Here is a 14,990-nt window from a genome sequence, read left to right as displayed (position 1 = left end):
TCGAACGCTACCGATCGTGCTGCCGAGAAGGCGAACGACGTCGTGGCTACCGCTCCCACTTCGCCCGCAACGCGGTCACGACGGATGCCGCGTACTCGGCGATGCCGGTCTCACCGGCCCGTTCGGCACTGTCGGCCAACACGGACCATCGGGAAACGAGCGCCTGCGACCGCGGAACCGAGAGGTGATGTGCCCGCGCCGCGGCAATGCGCGTGTGGTCGTCCGGGAGGAACCAGTACGTGGTCAGCCATACCCAGATCAGCCGCGCGTCGAGGATCTTGCTCGCCAGGGCGGTGTCGTCGGCCAGCGCAGGCCAGATCCCGACGACCTCCGAACGCCATGCATCGATCATCGCCTGCTCGCGTTCGTGCGTGAGCTCGAAGCTGCACAGGCAGCCCGGGAACGAGGCCAGCGCGTAGGTGATGTCGAGGGTGGCGTCGCGGAATCCGCCCCACTCGTAGTCGAGAAAACGGACACCTTCGTCGTTGACGATGATGTTGTCGGGACACAGATCGGACGGACTGAAAGCCCGGAAGGCCCCGTGCGCGAACAGCCGTCCACTGCGAGACACCCGATCGAGCAGCGCAGCCGGGGTGGGACCCACCCCCGGCAAGCCGGCCAACAATTCGGGAACTTCGGCCAGTGCATCGGGGATCTGCGCGGAGATTCCGTCCGTGGTGTCGGGCTGCCCTACGCGCCGGAGCAGGGCTGCGAAATCGTCCTCTCGGCCGACGGTCGCGGCATGCATTCGGCCGAGCGCCTGGGCCATGGCCATCAGCGAGTTGGTCACTGCCGCCTCGTCCGAATTTCGCAACAGAGATGTGATGGGGCTGGCGTCACCGAGGTCGCTGAGTACGAGCAACCGTGCGTCGAGGTCGTATGCGTGCAGTTCCGGCCCCGGCCTGCTGTCGGTGGCCAGAGCATTGGCGAACTGGTACGAGGCTGCCTCCCGCAGGAATGCACTCGACCCTGCGATGTGGGCCAGTTCGGTATGCAGTTCCGACTCGCCGGTCACGTCCCGCACCTGCTTGAGCACCAGGGTCCGAGGCAGCTGAAAGGGGTTCTCCGAGACCTTGACTCGCAATACGATCGCCTGGCCGCTACCGCCCAGGTTCACCGGGTCGATCAGCGTCACCGGAGCTCCGGTGCGCTTGGCGAGGAGGCGCTGCGCTGCTGCTACTACCTCTGATACAGGGTCTGCCAGTGTTGCGGTCATCGATGTCCAAGCTACCTGTTCGCTGCGATTTTCCGTGCTGTGTCGACGACTACGAATGAGACACGATTGTCCTGTTTGCGGCTTTTCGCACGTCACATCCCCAGATTCGACCAGATGGTCGGTTACCCCCGAACCATCGAATTATGCAGGGTTCGCTACTGGGGTGCAACATCCACCGACACGGCGATGGTGCTCTCCTCCGCCTCGGTGTAGATGATCCCGCGCAGGGGCGGCACGTCGGCGTAGTCACGCCCCCACGCCACCGTCGCGTACCGCTCGTCGACCAACTGGTCGTTGGTGGGATCGAACGCGAGCCACCGATCGTTCGGCATCCACACCGCGGCCCACGCGTGGGTTGCATCGACCCCGATCATGCGTTCCTTGCCGGGCGGGGGTTCGGTTGCAAGATATCCCGACACGTACCTCGCAGCCAGACCCTGCGAACGCAGGCACGCAATGGCCAGTCGAGCGAAATCCTGGCACACGCCCGACCGTGCGGCCAGTACATCGGCCACGGTGGTCGAGACCGTCGTGGAACCGGACAGATACCGAAAGTCGGTGAAAATACGATGCGTCAGATCGACGATGACGTCCGCCAGCGGTCGATCCGGCCAGAAGCTGGGTGCCGCATACGCACGCACGTCGTCGGTGATCTCCGGAGAGGGAAGATCCAGAGCGAATTCCACTGCACACGCGCGGGCCGGATCCGCCGGCACGGTGGGGTCGAACCGCGCCATCCGAGCGGACTCCCACGGCGCGGTTGCCGGCCACGACGTGGTCTCGTCCGCCGGCCGCGGATATACCTCCACCAGAGAGTCCGCCGTCACCACCAACTTCTCGTGATCGTGCGTCACGTGGAAGTACACGTCCTCGTTGCCGTAAACGTCGACCCCGAAGGACTGATCGGTCGGCGCAGGTTCCACGATGACGGATTTCTCCATGCAGTGTTGGCCGTCCATGTCTCGCGGCGCGAGAAATCCTCGACCGTACGACGAGGACACGCGATCGGAGTAGGTGTAGGTCGTGATGTGCTTGATTCGGTACCGACGACTCATCACCGCACCCCGTTCGCAGTCCGGATGTTCGAGCTACCCCACAACGGCTGCGTGCCACCCGGCAACGACATGTGAGTTGCTAGCACGACGCGAGAGAGTTCCTCGAGGGAATCGTGGATGCCGTCCACCAACTCGATCAGGTCTACCCGGCGACCGTTGGCGTCGACCGATTCGAGATCGCCCGGGTCCACGCGGCGCAACCGCACCCGCATCTGTTCGACGAGTTGCTCGGGCCGTGAGGTACCCGAGGCATCGGGCAGCGATCCCAGGTCGTCGCGAAGACGATCGAGCTGATACACCAGCGCTCGCGGGTTTCCCTCGTCGAACAGCAGCAGCTGCGCAACAGCTGCCGGACGTGCGCGGCCACTGTTGCGTCGGCGATAGATCACCGAGGACTCGGCCGCCGACAACACCGAATCGATGACGGCCTGTTCGGTGGACGGAGTGAGGGCGTGGCTCAGTGTTGCAGAAACCAACGCTGTGAGCTGCAGACCACGTTCGATCCGCTTACCGGCGTCCATCAGGTACCAGCCGGCATCGCGAACCATCGACTCCGACGCCAATCCGGACACTGCGAGCAGTCCTCGCAACACGCTCGATTGCGACGCGGCCAGTTGGGCACCGTTGTTGACCGGTGATTCCGCCAATTCTTCGAGCGCGGTGTCGATGCGGTTGAGCACGGCCCAGGTGTCGTTCGAGAGCTGATCGCGCACCGCTCGTGCCGCCTGCTGCATCCGGTCCACCGATTGCGCCAGCGATCCGAGGCGGGCCGCGGACAGCATCAGTGAACGCATCTCGATCATCGCGTCGGCGCGGGTCTTCTCGTCGAGAAATCCCGGTCCGGTCCGCGAGACCTTGGTGACCGCTTCGAGCAGAATCGGCAGGCTTTCGCTGCCCTCCAACCACGGCATGGAGCGGTAGTCCTGATTACGTTCGCGTGCCGCGATCAGCAGGCGAGTCATGTCCTCGGCACGTTCGGTGTAGCGACCGAACCAGAACAGATCGCCCAGCACACGTGGTGAGCTGACCACATCGACGTTCGACGCGGCGTACTGCGGCAGCTCTTCCGCCGTCGCAGGCGGGGTGTGCGGCGCAGAATCGGCCGGAGTGACCCGTTCCAAAGACTTGACCCAGACATCCTTCGAGGCCACCGTGATGAGCGGGTCGGTGACCGGAGCCGTGATCACCACCTGACCCAATCCACCGCGCATCGGGGTGTATCCACCGCGCTGAGCGACGGTGAACAGTCTCATCCCCACTTGAGCTGGGGCAACGGCCAACTGTTCTCCCGCTGCCCCGCCGATCGACGCACCGACGGGAGCCAACGAGAATTCCGGCACTTCCTGGCCGGTCCACTTCCAGGGCTCGGCCACGATTCGATCCCACAAGTCGCGAGCTCCTGCGTCCGTGAGGTCGTGTCCTACCACCGTGCGACGCGATGTGGTCGACCGCAGCACGAGCGAACGCAGCCGATTGCCGATGTGCGAGAGCTGATTCGGGTCACCGCCCCAATAGGTGGGAACCGAGCCGAGAACCAGATCTTCGTCCAGCAGCGCCCGGCTCAGCGCAGGCAGCAACGGAAGCAGTGCAGGGTTCTCGAGCACCCCACTGCCGAGTGTGTTGACCACACTGACAGCACCGCGTCGCAGCACCTCGACCAGGCCCACCACACCCAGATGCGAGTCCGGACGCAGGTCCAGTGGATCGGCGAACTCGGCATCTACCCGACGGAGCACCACATCGACCCTGCGGAGCTTGCCGAGCGATCGCATCCACAGGCATCCGTCCCGAACGACGAGATCGGCGTTCTCCACCAGCGGGAAGCCGAGAACCGTTGCGAGATAAGCCTGATCGAATGCAGTCTCCGAATGCGAACCGGGGCTCAGAACAACCACCACCGGATCCTCGGCCGACGCGGGAGCAGCATCGCGCAGTGCCAACCGAACCGCGCGCGCGAACGTCGAGAGCGGCCTGGGGTTGCTCTCCTGGAACAGCTCGGGCATTGCGCGCGACATCACTCGCCGATCCGCCAGCGCGTACCCCACACCGGACGGTGCCTGAGTTCGGTCCGCGGCGACCTGGAATCGACCGTCGGAGCCGCGGGCGACGTCGGCGGCATGCATGAACAATTGATGCGGACCCGGGATGGTGATCGCGTGCGCCGTCCGCAGATAGCCCGGGTTGCCGAAGATCAGCTCCGGTGGAATCAACCCCTGCCTGACGGTCTCCTGGGCACCGTAGATATCGGTGAGCACCGCATCGAGCAACATCGACCGCTGAACCAAACCGGCTTCCAGACGGTCCCACTCGTCGGCCGCGACCACCAACGGAACGCTGTCCAAACCCCACCGAACTGCACTGGGCACCGACTCGGAACCGCCGGTCGGAATGGGGTTGTACGTGATGCCATGGTCATCGACGAGTCGGCTGACACGTGACTGCAACGTCTGCATGGCGCCTGAACCGGCCTCGCGCATCCCGTCGATCAACCCCGCCCAATGCGGACGCACGGTGCCGTCGGGATCGAGCATCTCGTCGAAACGATCTGCCCGACCGATCACGGCCTCACGCCGACCCCGATAAGCAAGCCAGGGCGACCCGGCTTCGCCCGTCACAGGTTCGTTCCGACCGGCACCACTGAGGGCAGTATCTACGGGCACCATCGAGCCGCTGTTCCTTCCGTCGGTCGATCACCCTCCGGCACCGGACGAGTTCGTGACCGAATTCTTCCGATGCGCGTCGGACCGAGATCGCTACCGGTCGACTCGTTCTGTTGTGCAGGCACGCGTCAGGGCGTGTGAACTCCTGTTCGGCGCAGGTCCAACATGCCGGGAGCACTCACATCGATCGCCTGTCGAGCGTGTATCTCGAGCAATCTTGCTACGTCCACCTTGCCCGAGGTGAACCCCCCCTCCTCGAAGCGGCCGTTACGGCGTGCTTCGGCCTCGACGGAGTTGACGGGTGGGCCGTCGTACGACCTCCCACCCGGATGAACGACGTGGTACGAGCAACCGCCCACCGCACGTCCGGTCTGCATCTCGACGAGATCGAAACGCAGCGGACTCTGTACCTCGATCGTCGGGTGCAGAGCGCTCGGCGGCTGCCATGCGCGATACCGCACCCCAGCGACCTGAACATCCTGTCGATCGGTGCGCAGCAGTGGCACCGGCACCCCATTGCACGTCAACAGATAACGACCCGCATCGGCTCCGGCCACCTGCACCTGGATTCGCTCCACCGAGGAGTCCACGTAGCGCGCCGTTCCCGAGGACGTCGATTCCTCACCGAGGGTGTTCCACGGCTCGATCGCCCCTCGTAACTCGATCTCGGCATCGCCGACCACCGTGGTTCCGATCCTGGGGAATCTGAACTCGGTGAACGGGTCGAGCCAGCTGGTGTCGAACTCGATCCCGTGTTCGCGAAGGTCCTCGACCACGCGGCCGATGTCGTTGATGACGAAGTGCGGCAGCATGTACCGCCCGTGCAGATTCGCACCGTGCCGAATCAGCGGTGCCTGAAGCGGGGTGTCCCAGAACCGGGACACCATCGAACGCACGAGCAAAGACTGCACCATTGCCATCTGATGATGCGGCGGCATCTCGAACCCGCGCAGTTCGAGCAGTCCCAGTCGGCCTCGGGTGGAGTCGGGGCTGTAGAGCTTGTCTATGCAGAACTCGGCACGGTGCGTGTTCCCGGTGATGTCGGTGAGCAGGTGCCGCAGCGCGCGGTCGACGACCCAGGGCGACGCGGATCGATCTGCATCGGTCAGTCGCTTGATCTCGCTGAACGCGACCTCGAGCTCGTAGAGCGATTCCTCACGACCCTCGTCGGCACGAGGTGCCTGCGACGTGGTTCCGATGAAACGTCCCGAGAACAAGTACGACAACGACGGGTGCCGTTGCCAGTGTGTCAGCAACGACACCAGCAGGTCAGGTCGACGTAGCACCGGCGAGTCCACGGGTGTGACCCCGCCGAGGGTGATGTGGTTGCCACCGCCGGTTCCGCGAGTGGTGCCGTCGTTGTCGAATCCTTCGGTACTCAACCGGGACTTTCGCGCCTCGAGGTACAGGCGTTCCATGAGCTCGTTCTGTTCGGCCCACGAAGACGTCGGCTGAACGTTGACCTCGATCACACCGGGATCCGGTGTGACGGTAAGGGTTTGGATGCGCGGATCCGACGGCGGACCGTAACCTTCGATGACGACCGGTGTGTCGATGGCCGAGGCCGCGTGCTCGACGCGCGAGACGAGGTCGACGAAATCGTCCAGACGATCCATCGGCGGCATGAACACGTGCAGCACGCCGTCGCGGACCTCGGCGACCAACGCGGTCACGGCTGTGCCGCCCACCCCGGACGTCTCGTTCACCAACTGCGCGTACCGCGACTCGGCCGGGTCAACTGCACGCGGCGGTTGTTGCATCAATTGCGGGACGGGTAGATCGGGAGTCGGTGCGGTGGGATCGGACGGATTCTCGACCGGACCGCCGTCCCAGGAGATCGCGCGGAGCGGCAAACGTAGACCAGCGGGAGAATCACCCTCCAACAACACTATTCGGCCTCGGCGCAACTTCCAGTCAGCGCTCTCCCAGCCGGAGCCGTCGTCGGTCCGTGATATCGGTAACACGAACGCGGCGGGCTCGTCGGTGCTGGAATCGAGCCGCTCGAGCAGTCGCTGTCTCGCGTCCGCGGAATCGGTTCCGGGTTCGAGGTCCTCGTCGTCGGCGGGCGGGTCCCCGTAGGGCTGACGAACCAGGTCCAGCAGCTTCACCAACGGATCCTCGTAGGCAGGACGCGCCTGTGAGGCAGGCAGTCCGAGTGCCTTGACCAACTCGTCGATCAGTTCCTGTGACGCCGAATTGTTCACCGGCTCCGGGCGAAGGTCCTCGGCCAACCAGGGATCTGCGATCAGGTCGGAATCGTGCCAGAGGGCTTGGCCGTCGGTACGCCAGAACAATCCCACCTGCCATCGGGGCAGCGGCTCGCCGGGGTACCACTTGCCTTGACTGCGCTGTACCAATCCGTCCGGTGCGTAGATGGTCCGGAGGCGTTCGGCCAAGACACTGGCCAGTTTTCGCTTGTGTGGGCCGTCGGCTGTGGTGTTCCACTCCGGGGCTTCCTGATTCTCGATCGCCACGAACGTCGGTTCACCACCGACCGTCAACCGAATGTCCTGATCATGCATCCGCTTGTCGATCTTCTCCGCCGTGACCTTGATCGATTCCCACTGATCGGCCGTGTAGGGCAACGTCGTTCGCGGATCCTCGTGCACGCGGACAACAGTGTTCGAGAAGTCCAGTTCGGCTTTGCATTTGCTCGTCGCACCGGAGATCGCGGCGGCCGTCGACGGGTGCGGGGTCGCCGACAGTGGGATGTGTCCCTCGCCCGCGAACAGACCCGACGTCGGATCCATCCCGACCCAACCCGCCCCGGGCAGGTACACCTCGGTCCACGCGTGCAGATCGGTGAAGTCCTCGACAGGACCGGACGGACCGTCCAACGACTTGACGTCCGAGGACAACTGAACGAGATACCCGGAGACGAAACGCGCGGCAAGACCCATCTGGCGCAGCACCGAAACCAGCAACCACGCCGAGTCACGGCACGACCCGACAGCGGACGTCAGTGTCAGATCGGGCGTCTGCACCCCGGGCTCCATCCGCACGGAGTACCCGACGTCACTCATCACGGCCTGATTTGCCATGACGAGAAAGTCGATGGTGCGCAACGACTCTCCGCGTTCGACTACGGCCGCCTGCAGCTTCTCCACCCAGGCCGAGACCACGGGACCCGGGCCCGAGCCGGCCTTGTCCTCGTCCACCGGACGCAGGTACGGCTCCAGATCAGGAAGGTCGTGCTCCTCGTACGCGAATCCGAAGTGTTCGGCCCATTCTTCGACGAAGAAGTCCAGCGGGTTGATCGACGCCATGTCTGCGACGAGACCCACCGTGATCGACATCCGGTCGGTGCGTTCGGGAAACACCACCCGAGCAAGGAAGTTGCCGAAGACGTCCTGCTGCCAGTTGACGAAATGTTCCGCTGGTTCGATTTTCAGCGAGTACGCCTCGATCGGTGTGCGCGAATGGGGCGCCGGGCGCAACCGGATTTCATGCGGAAAGATCTTGACAGTGCGGTCGAACTGGTAGCTGGTGCGGTGTTCGAGTGCAACCTTGATGCCCACGGCGAGCCCCTCGTGATAGTCCCGGTATGGGTGGAACACCCAACCCTAGTAGGGCCGAGCCGGGTCCGCTCGGCAAGAATTCGCGATCGGTGCACGCGTACTGGAACATTTCCGAGCCCCGCACCGTCCGAATATCGACGCCTTGACACCCAGAACTGTCTACGGTTCGCTCAGCCTGAAAAACGACGAATCGTCGACGTACTTCGCTAGACACCGAAGGGTAAAACGTGAATGAAAACCCGCCCGATGGACCGCAATACGGTGGCGACCCCAACCCGGACCAGCCGAACCTGAACAAACCCCAGCCGCCTGGCAGCGGCTACCCGCCGCCCGGTGGTTATCCCACACCGGGCGGTTACCCAGCTCCCGGTGGCTATCCCCCTCCTGGCGGCTACCCACCTCCTGGGAACTACCCACCCCAGGGCGGCGCACCCGGTCAATATCCCCCTCCGCCCGGAAACTACCCACCCCCCGGTGGCACTCCTGGTGGATACCCACCCCCCGGTGGCACTCCTGGTGGATACCCACCGCCGCCAGGTGCCTACCCACCGCCTCCCGGAAACTACGGGAATTACGGAAACCAGGGCTACGGTCCGGCACCGATGGCCCCCAATCCTGGGCGCCTCGACGTCGGTGCGGCGCTGAGCTACGGCTTCGACAAGTTCAAGGCCAACGCCGGACCGTGGCTGGGAATCACAGCAATCGTATGGGCCGTCGGCGTGGCCGTGTTCATCTTCACGTTCGCGTCGACCCTCACTGCCGCAATCGCAGCCGCGGACCGAGGTGAAAGCGCGGCCGTCGCCACGACGTCCGGCGTGTTCATCGTGGTCACGGCCTTCGGGACCTTTGTGTCCTACTTCGTCAACGCAGCATTCGTGCGTGGAGCGTTGGATGAAACCGGCGGTCCCGAGAAGCCTGCGTTCGGGCGATTCTTCCAGCTCACCAACGTTCCACAGATTGCCGTGCTGGCGTTGATCTGGACGGTGCTCACTGTCGTCCTGTCGTTCATTCCGTTCCTGGGAACCTTGCTCACCATCGTGTTCGGCTTCCTACTGTCCTTCTCGCTGACATTTCTGCTCGATCGAAACGAGCAAGCTGTCACTGCAATCAAGTCCAGCTTCGACCTCACCGTCAAGAATTTCGGACCACTCGTGTTGCTCCTTCTGGCACTTGCCGCGATCAACATAGTCGGCGGGTTGCTGTGCGGCCTGGGTCTCCTGGTGACAATCCCGGTCTCGGTGGTCGCCATCAACTACGCCTACCGCGTGCTCACCGGCGCGCCGGTGTCCCCGGCCCGCTGATCCAACCGCTCCACCAAGAACGAATGTCCCCGTAACGCTCGGCGTTACGGGGACATCGACGTTCGCAGGACGACAGTTACGCGTCGGCCACAGTCTCGGTCGCAGCCGGAGACTCTTCCTTCTTCTCCGGCTTGAAGTCGACGCCCGATTCCTTGCGCTGCTGCGGCGTGATCGGAGCAGGCGCGTCGGTCAACGGGTCGATGCCGCCACCGGACTTCGGGAATGCGATGACCTCACGGATGGAATCGACTCCGGCGAGCAGCGCGGTGATGCGATCCCAGCCGAATGCAATTCCGCCGTGCGGCGGTGCGCCGTAGGAGAAGGCATCGAGGAGGAAGCCGAACTTCTCCTGAGCTTCTTCCTTGCCTATACCCATGATCGCGAACACTCGTTCCTGAATGTCCTTGCGGTGGATACGAATACTGCCGCCGCCGATCTCGTTGCCGTTGCAGACGATGTCGTAGGCATAGGCGAGAGCAGACCCGGGATCGGTGTCGAATGTGTCCATCGACTCCGGCTTCGGCGAGGTGAACGCGTGGTGCACAGCGGTCCACGCGCCGGATCCGACGGCTACGTCACCGCTGGCCGTGGCGTCGGACGTCGGCTCGAACAGTGGGGCGTCGACGACCCAGACGAATGCCCAGGCCTTCGGATCGATCAGGTCGAGCTTGCGGGCGATCTCGCCGCGCACTGCGCCGAGCAGCCCGCGGGAGGCCTTGACGGGTCCGGCGGAGAAGAAGATCGCGTCGCCGTTCTTCGCGCCGACGTGTGCGGCCAAGCCGTCGCGTTCGGCGTCGGTCAGGTTCTTCGCGACCGGGCCGCCGAGGGTGCCGTCTTCACCGACCAGCACGTAGGCCAGGCCCTTGTGCCCACGCTGCTTGGCGAATTCCTGCCAACGGTCGAGCTGCTTACGGGGCTGCGACGCACCGCCGGGCATGACGACTGCGCCGACGTAGGGAGCCTGGAACACCCGGAAGGTGGTCTCGGAGAAGAAGTCCGTGCACTCGACCAGTTCGATGTCGAACCGAAGATCGGGCTTGTCGGAGCCGTAACGGCGCATGGCCTCGGCGTAGGTGATCCGCGGAATCGGTGCGGTGAAGTGATGCCCGACGAGCTTCCACAGCGACGCCAGAATTTCCTCGGCCAACAAGATGACGTCATCTTGGGTGACGAAGCTCATCTCGACGTCGAGCTGAGTGAACTCCGGCTGACGGTCGGCGCGGAAATCCTCGTCTCGGTAGCACCGGGCGATCTGGTAGTACCGCTCGATACCGCCGACCATCAACAACTGCTTGAACAGCTGCGGGCTCTGCGGCAGAGCGTAGAAGCTACCCGGCTGCAGACGAGCAGGAACGAGGAAGTCTCGGGCGCCTTCGGGCGTGGAACGCGTCAGCGTCGGGGTCTCGACCTCGACGAACTCGTGGTGCGCCAGAACCGACCGGGCGGCAGCATTGACGTGCGAACGCAGCCGAATGGCATGGCCGGGACCCTCACGACGCAGGTCGAGGTAGCGGTACTTGAGTCGCGCTTCCTCGCCGGGCTGATCGTCGAGTTGGAACGGCAGCGGAGCGGCCTCGGACAAGACCTCGATCTCGGACGCCTCGACCTCGATGGCACCGGTGGGGATCTCGTAGTTCGCGTTGCCCTCGGGGCGACCCTCGACCTTGCCGGTCACCTTCACCACGTACTCGGCGCGCAGTCGGTGTGCCTGCTCGAGTGCTGCTCCCTCGCGGAAGACGACCTGAGACACACCGGAGGCGTCACGAAGATCGATGAAGATGACGCCGCCATGATCGCGTCGACGGGCCACCCATCCCGTCAGCGTCACGGTTCGGTCGACGTGCTCGGGGCGTAATGAGCCGGCGAGGTGGGTGCGCAGCACGGGTGTCCTTTCGAGAAAAATCCGCTGATCGTGTTCTTCGCTCACCGATCCTACGGAGCACATCACCCCAGAAGGAAACGAGATCCCGTCCCGGCATGCGAAGCTAAGGCCGACAGTGGCGGTATCGGTTCGCATCACAGATGCGCGCTCGGCGGAGGGGAACTCCAGCATGACGTTCAGAGAAGGTTCGCAATCGGAACCGGGCCGAGTATCCGTCGGCGGTAGCGGAGGGGGCGGCGGACGCGGCAAGTTGGCCATCGGAGGCGGTGCGGGCGGCCTGGTCGTCATCGTCCTGGCCCTGCTGTTCGGCGGCGACCCCGGCGCAATCCTGAATCAGATCAGCGGCGGCGACAGTTCCGCCGGACAGAACGACTCCGGAGCGTCGGGAACGCTCGACTGTGATGTCGCAGAGGCGAACAGCAACGTCGACTGCCGAGTCGATTTCACGGTGGCGAGCCTGGACACAGTCTGGGAATCGCAGCTGCAATCACAGACCGGTGTCGCCTACGTCCAACCCGCCGTCAGACTGTTTTCCGGCGCGACGAACACCGGGTGCGGCAATGCGACCAGTGCCGTCGGACCCTTCTACTGCCCGGCAGATTCCACCGCGTATTTCGACACCAGCTTCTTTCAGGTCCTCGTCGATCAATTCGGCTCCAGCGGTGGGCCACTCGCGCAGGAGTACGTCGTAGCGCACGAGATCGGTCACCACATCCAGAATCAGCTGGGTGACATCGGACGCGCGCAAGCCGACCCACAGGGCCCCGAATCCGGTGGCGTCAAAGTGGAATTGCAGGCCGATTGCTATGCGGGAATGTGGGCGCATTACGCAGCCGAGACCGTCGACCCGGACACCGGGGTCCCGTTCCTCGAACCGCTGACCTCCACCGACATCGACGACGCCCTCTCCGCCGCATCGTCGGTGGGCGACGACCGGATTCAGCAGGCGTCGACCGGCCGGGTCAACCCCGAAGGTTGGACGCACGGCTCGTCCGCTCAGCGCCAGGCCTGGTTCACCGCGGGTTACGAGACCGGACAGATCTCGGCCTGCGATACCTTCTCGGCGCGCGACCTCAACAATCCCTGAACCGATGCCGATCAGAACAAGGTGAGAGCCGGTCCCGAGGCGACCAGTGCTCGGGGTTCGGCAGGCTCGTTGGGGGGCATGGAACGGGTCTGCTCGGCGGCGAAACCGTACTGCTCGAGCAACGGGTCGATACGGCTACGTAGCCACTGCTTGTACTCCGGCGTCACGTAAGCCCCATGACCGTAGAGCTGACGGTAGCGCCGAACCAACGCCGGATGCTCCTTCACCAGCCAGCTCATGTACCAATCCTTGGTGCTGGACCGTAGATGCATCGGCAACGCCGTCACACTCGTTGCGCCCGCGTCGGCCAGCGCGCCGATCAGCCCGTCGAGCTGCTTGGCACCGTCCGTGAGGAAGGGAATCACCGGAGCGACCAGCACTCCACAGTCGAGACCCGCGTCGCGGACCGCACGGATGAGATCCAATCGCGCTCGCGGACTGGGGGTTCCGGGCTCGAGCTGCTTCTGCAGGTCGTTGTCGTGAATGGCGAGGCTGATGCTCACGTGCACATCGACGTTCTGGGCAGCCAACGTCAACAAGGGAAGGTCGCGACGCAGCAAGGTGCCCTTGGTCAGAATCGAGAACGGCGTACCGGACTCCGTCAACGCGCGAATGATGCCGGGCATCAACCGGTACCGTCCCTCGGCGCGCTGATACGGATCGGTATTGGTACCGAGCGCCACCGGCTCCCGCTTCCAGGATCGGCGTGCGAGCTCTTTGCGTAGGACGGCCGCAACGTTCGTCTTGACGACGATCTGCGAGTCGAAGTCGTTGCCGGAATCGAGGTCCAGGTATTCGTGTGTCGGCCTGGCGAAGCAGTATCGGCACGCATGCGAGCATCCCCGCATCGGATTGACGGTCCACGAGAACGGCACCTGCGATTCACCGGGAACCTCGTTCAGGGCGCTCTTGCACAGCACCTCGTGGAAGGTGATTCCATCGAATTCCGGAGTCTGTACGCTGCGGACGAGCCCGGACCGTTCGAGTCCCGGTAGCGCGCCTTCGTCCGCGGCATCGAGAGTCTGACCGGCCCATCGCATGCACACAGTCGAACATTTGTTCTATGCGGTGTCAAGGTCGGATCGTTCCCCCGCATCCCCGCTCGGTTCCGGCAGGCGACAAGCGCTAGCGTAGGGCCCGAAGCCGATCCAAGGAGTGCACCGCACGTGACCGCCCCGAACACACCGACCCTCGAACCCATTCTGCGCCTGGGACTCACACTGGGACCGGCCATCGAGATCGGTTCGGTGCCCGAGGGCGACCGAGTCGTCACCACCGTCCTCGGCGGCGCCGCCCCCGGCCCGGATATCGAGGGCACTCTGGCTGCCCGATCGACCGTCGTCAGCGTCACCCGACCCGACGGATGCACCGAGTTCAGCAGTGATCTCGTCCTCGAATTGGCAACCGGCGGTTACCTTTCGCTCGACTACCGCGGGGTTCAGTTCGGTCCGGCCGAGGTCATCGACGCGCTCGACGATCCCGATCGGGAAGTCGACCCCGCCACCTACTACTTCCGTGGCACGCTGCGTGTGTCGACGGCTGTTCCGAAGTTCACCTACCTCAACCGTGCGCTGGTCGTCACCTCCGGCTCGCGATCAGCCGAGGCCGTGGTCCTCGACGCGTTCCTGGTGACTTGATACCGGTTCACTCACCGGATCAGCTGTGCAACCTCGCGGTCGGTCAGCGTCGCATGCGGAGTGCGGCCCTTGCTGCGAACCAGTTCGATCGCTCGGTAGAGGGGTCTTTCGTCGAGTCCGGCGTCACGTGCCTCGGCCCGTAGCTGATCCACCAGGACCGACGCGATGGCCGCCGCAGGGACGAGCTCGGTGGTCCACAGCGAATCGGCGAGGGTGCGTAGTGCGAGGATCGGCAGTTCGCGACCTCCACCGTTCGTGTAGAGCGCCAGTGGTAGTACTACGCGAGTGCGACCGTCGTAGAGCCGCAACGAGATCTGATCGATCCCGGCCGTGCGAATCGTCAGCTCGGCCGTCACCACCTCGGGCATCTGCAGTCGGCGAGTGCGCACGCCACGCGCGCACAGTTGCGGACCGTCGAGCCACACCCGCCGCCGAAGGCCGAGCCAGCCGGACAACGCGGCCGGTCCACCGACCACGACTCCGACGAGGACTGCCACCCACACCGGCACAACCAGTGCGAGTACCACGGCGAGCACGATTCCGATCGCCACCGAGATCAACGCGATCTTTCGGAGGCGCGGAGCCAGGAACTCTGCAGACACCAGATCGAGGGCTACCGCGCCCCCGCCTGGTC

General features: G+C 64.4%; 10 protein-coding genes. 3 read left to right on the top strand and 7 right to left on the bottom strand.

Annotated elements, in window-relative coordinates:
* Window positions 1-46: 46 nt before the first annotated feature.
* The 4 genes from ASG84_RS19520 to ASG84_RS19505 all read right to left on the bottom strand — a co-directional run bounded on the left by ASG84_RS19520 (window position 47) and on the right by ASG84_RS19505 (window position 8,449).
* On the bottom strand, window positions 47-1,216 hold the full coding sequence (locus tag ASG84_RS19520) for a phosphotransferase (RefSeq protein ID WP_057478652.1): 1,170 nt from the start codon (window positions 1,214-1,216) through the stop codon (window positions 47-49).
* 155 nt (window positions 1,217-1,371) lie between these two features.
* Window positions 1,372-2,271, bottom strand: a complete 900-nt coding sequence (locus tag ASG84_RS19515; RefSeq protein ID WP_057478651.1) for a transglutaminase family protein — start codon at window positions 2,269-2,271, stop codon at window positions 1,372-1,374.
* Window positions 2,271-4,934 carry a circularly permuted type 2 ATP-grasp protein gene (locus ASG84_RS19510; protein WP_057478650.1) on the bottom strand — a complete coding sequence of 888 codons (2,664 nt, stop codon included), beginning with the start codon at window positions 4,932-4,934 and terminating at the stop codon, window positions 2,271-2,273. The genes ASG84_RS19515 and ASG84_RS19510 overlap by 1 nt, the downstream gene beginning before the upstream one ends.
* A gap of 125 nt (window positions 4,935-5,059) precedes the next feature.
* Entirely contained in the window at window positions 5,060-8,449 is a 3,390-nt protein-coding gene (locus tag ASG84_RS19505; protein WP_057478649.1) for a transglutaminase family protein, read from the bottom strand.
* Between the two features lie 290 nt (window positions 8,450-8,739).
* Between ASG84_RS19505 and ASG84_RS19500 the strand changes: the two genes are divergently transcribed.
* Window positions 8,740-9,750, top strand: coding sequence for a hypothetical protein (locus tag ASG84_RS19500; protein ID WP_442970998.1), 1,011 nt, complete (start codon window positions 8,740-8,742; stop codon window positions 9,748-9,750).
* Window positions 9,751-9,826: 76 nt separating this feature from the next.
* Here ASG84_RS19500 and aspS read toward each other — a convergent pair whose 3' ends face one another.
* Complete coding sequence (gene aspS, locus ASG84_RS19495) at window positions 9,827-11,632, bottom strand: aspartate--tRNA ligase (protein WP_057478647.1); 1,806 nt, start codon at window positions 11,630-11,632, stop codon at window positions 9,827-9,829.
* Window positions 11,633-11,801: 169 nt separating this feature from the next.
* Here aspS and ypfJ point away from each other — a divergent pair, with 169 nt between their 5' ends.
* A complete protein-coding gene (ypfJ, locus tag ASG84_RS19490; protein WP_057478789.1) occupies window positions 11,802-12,719 on the top strand; it encodes a KPN_02809 family neutral zinc metallopeptidase in 918 nt (305 codons plus the stop codon).
* A gap of 11 nt (window positions 12,720-12,730) precedes the next feature.
* On the opposite strand, the gene ASG84_RS19485 is transcribed toward ypfJ, so the two are convergent.
* A complete protein-coding gene (locus ASG84_RS19485; protein WP_057478646.1) occupies window positions 12,731-13,759 on the bottom strand; it encodes an Rv2578c family radical SAM protein in 1,029 nt (342 codons plus the stop codon).
* Between the two features lie 126 nt (window positions 13,760-13,885).
* Here ASG84_RS19485 and ASG84_RS19480 point away from each other — a divergent pair, with 126 nt between their 5' ends.
* Window positions 13,886-14,356 carry a DUF3237 domain-containing protein gene (locus ASG84_RS19480; RefSeq protein WP_032377784.1) on the top strand — a complete coding sequence of 157 codons (471 nt, stop codon included), beginning with the start codon at window positions 13,886-13,888 and terminating at the stop codon, window positions 14,354-14,356.
* An 11-nt stretch (window positions 14,357-14,367) separates the two neighbouring features.
* On the opposite strand, the gene ASG84_RS19475 is transcribed toward ASG84_RS19480, so the two are convergent.
* On the bottom strand, window positions 14,368-14,958 hold the full coding sequence (locus tag ASG84_RS19475) for a hypothetical protein (protein ID WP_235581746.1): 591 nt from the start codon (window positions 14,956-14,958) through the stop codon (window positions 14,368-14,370).
* Window positions 14,959-14,990: the final 32 nt, after the last annotated feature.

This window comes from Rhodococcus sp. Leaf278 (assembly GCF_001426085.1).
In the GTDB taxonomy this organism is placed as follows: domain Bacteria; phylum Actinomycetota; class Actinomycetes; order Mycobacteriales; family Mycobacteriaceae; genus Rhodococcoides.
Note: the sequence above shows the minus strand (reverse complement) of the source record. Positions and strands in the feature narration are given on the sequence as shown.

Coding starts and splice junctions, on each gene's coding strand:
- ASG84_RS19520 (WP_057478652.1), bottom strand. CDS start 1,216: ATGACCGCAACACTGGCAGACCCTGTATCAGAGGTAGTAGCAGCAGCG.
- ASG84_RS19515 (WP_057478651.1), bottom strand. CDS start 2,271: ATGAGTCGTCGGTACCGAATCAAGCACATCACGACCTACACCTACTCC.
- ASG84_RS19510 (WP_057478650.1), bottom strand. CDS start 4,934: ATGGTGCCCGTAGATACTGCCCTCAGTGGTGCCGGTCGGAACGAACCT.
- ypfJ (WP_057478789.1), top strand. CDS start 11,802: ATGACGTTCAGAGAAGGTTCGCAATCGGAACCGGGCCGAGTATCCGTC.
- ASG84_RS19485 (WP_057478646.1), bottom strand. CDS start 13,759: ATGCGATGGGCCGGTCAGACTCTCGATGCCGCGGACGAAGGCGCGCTA.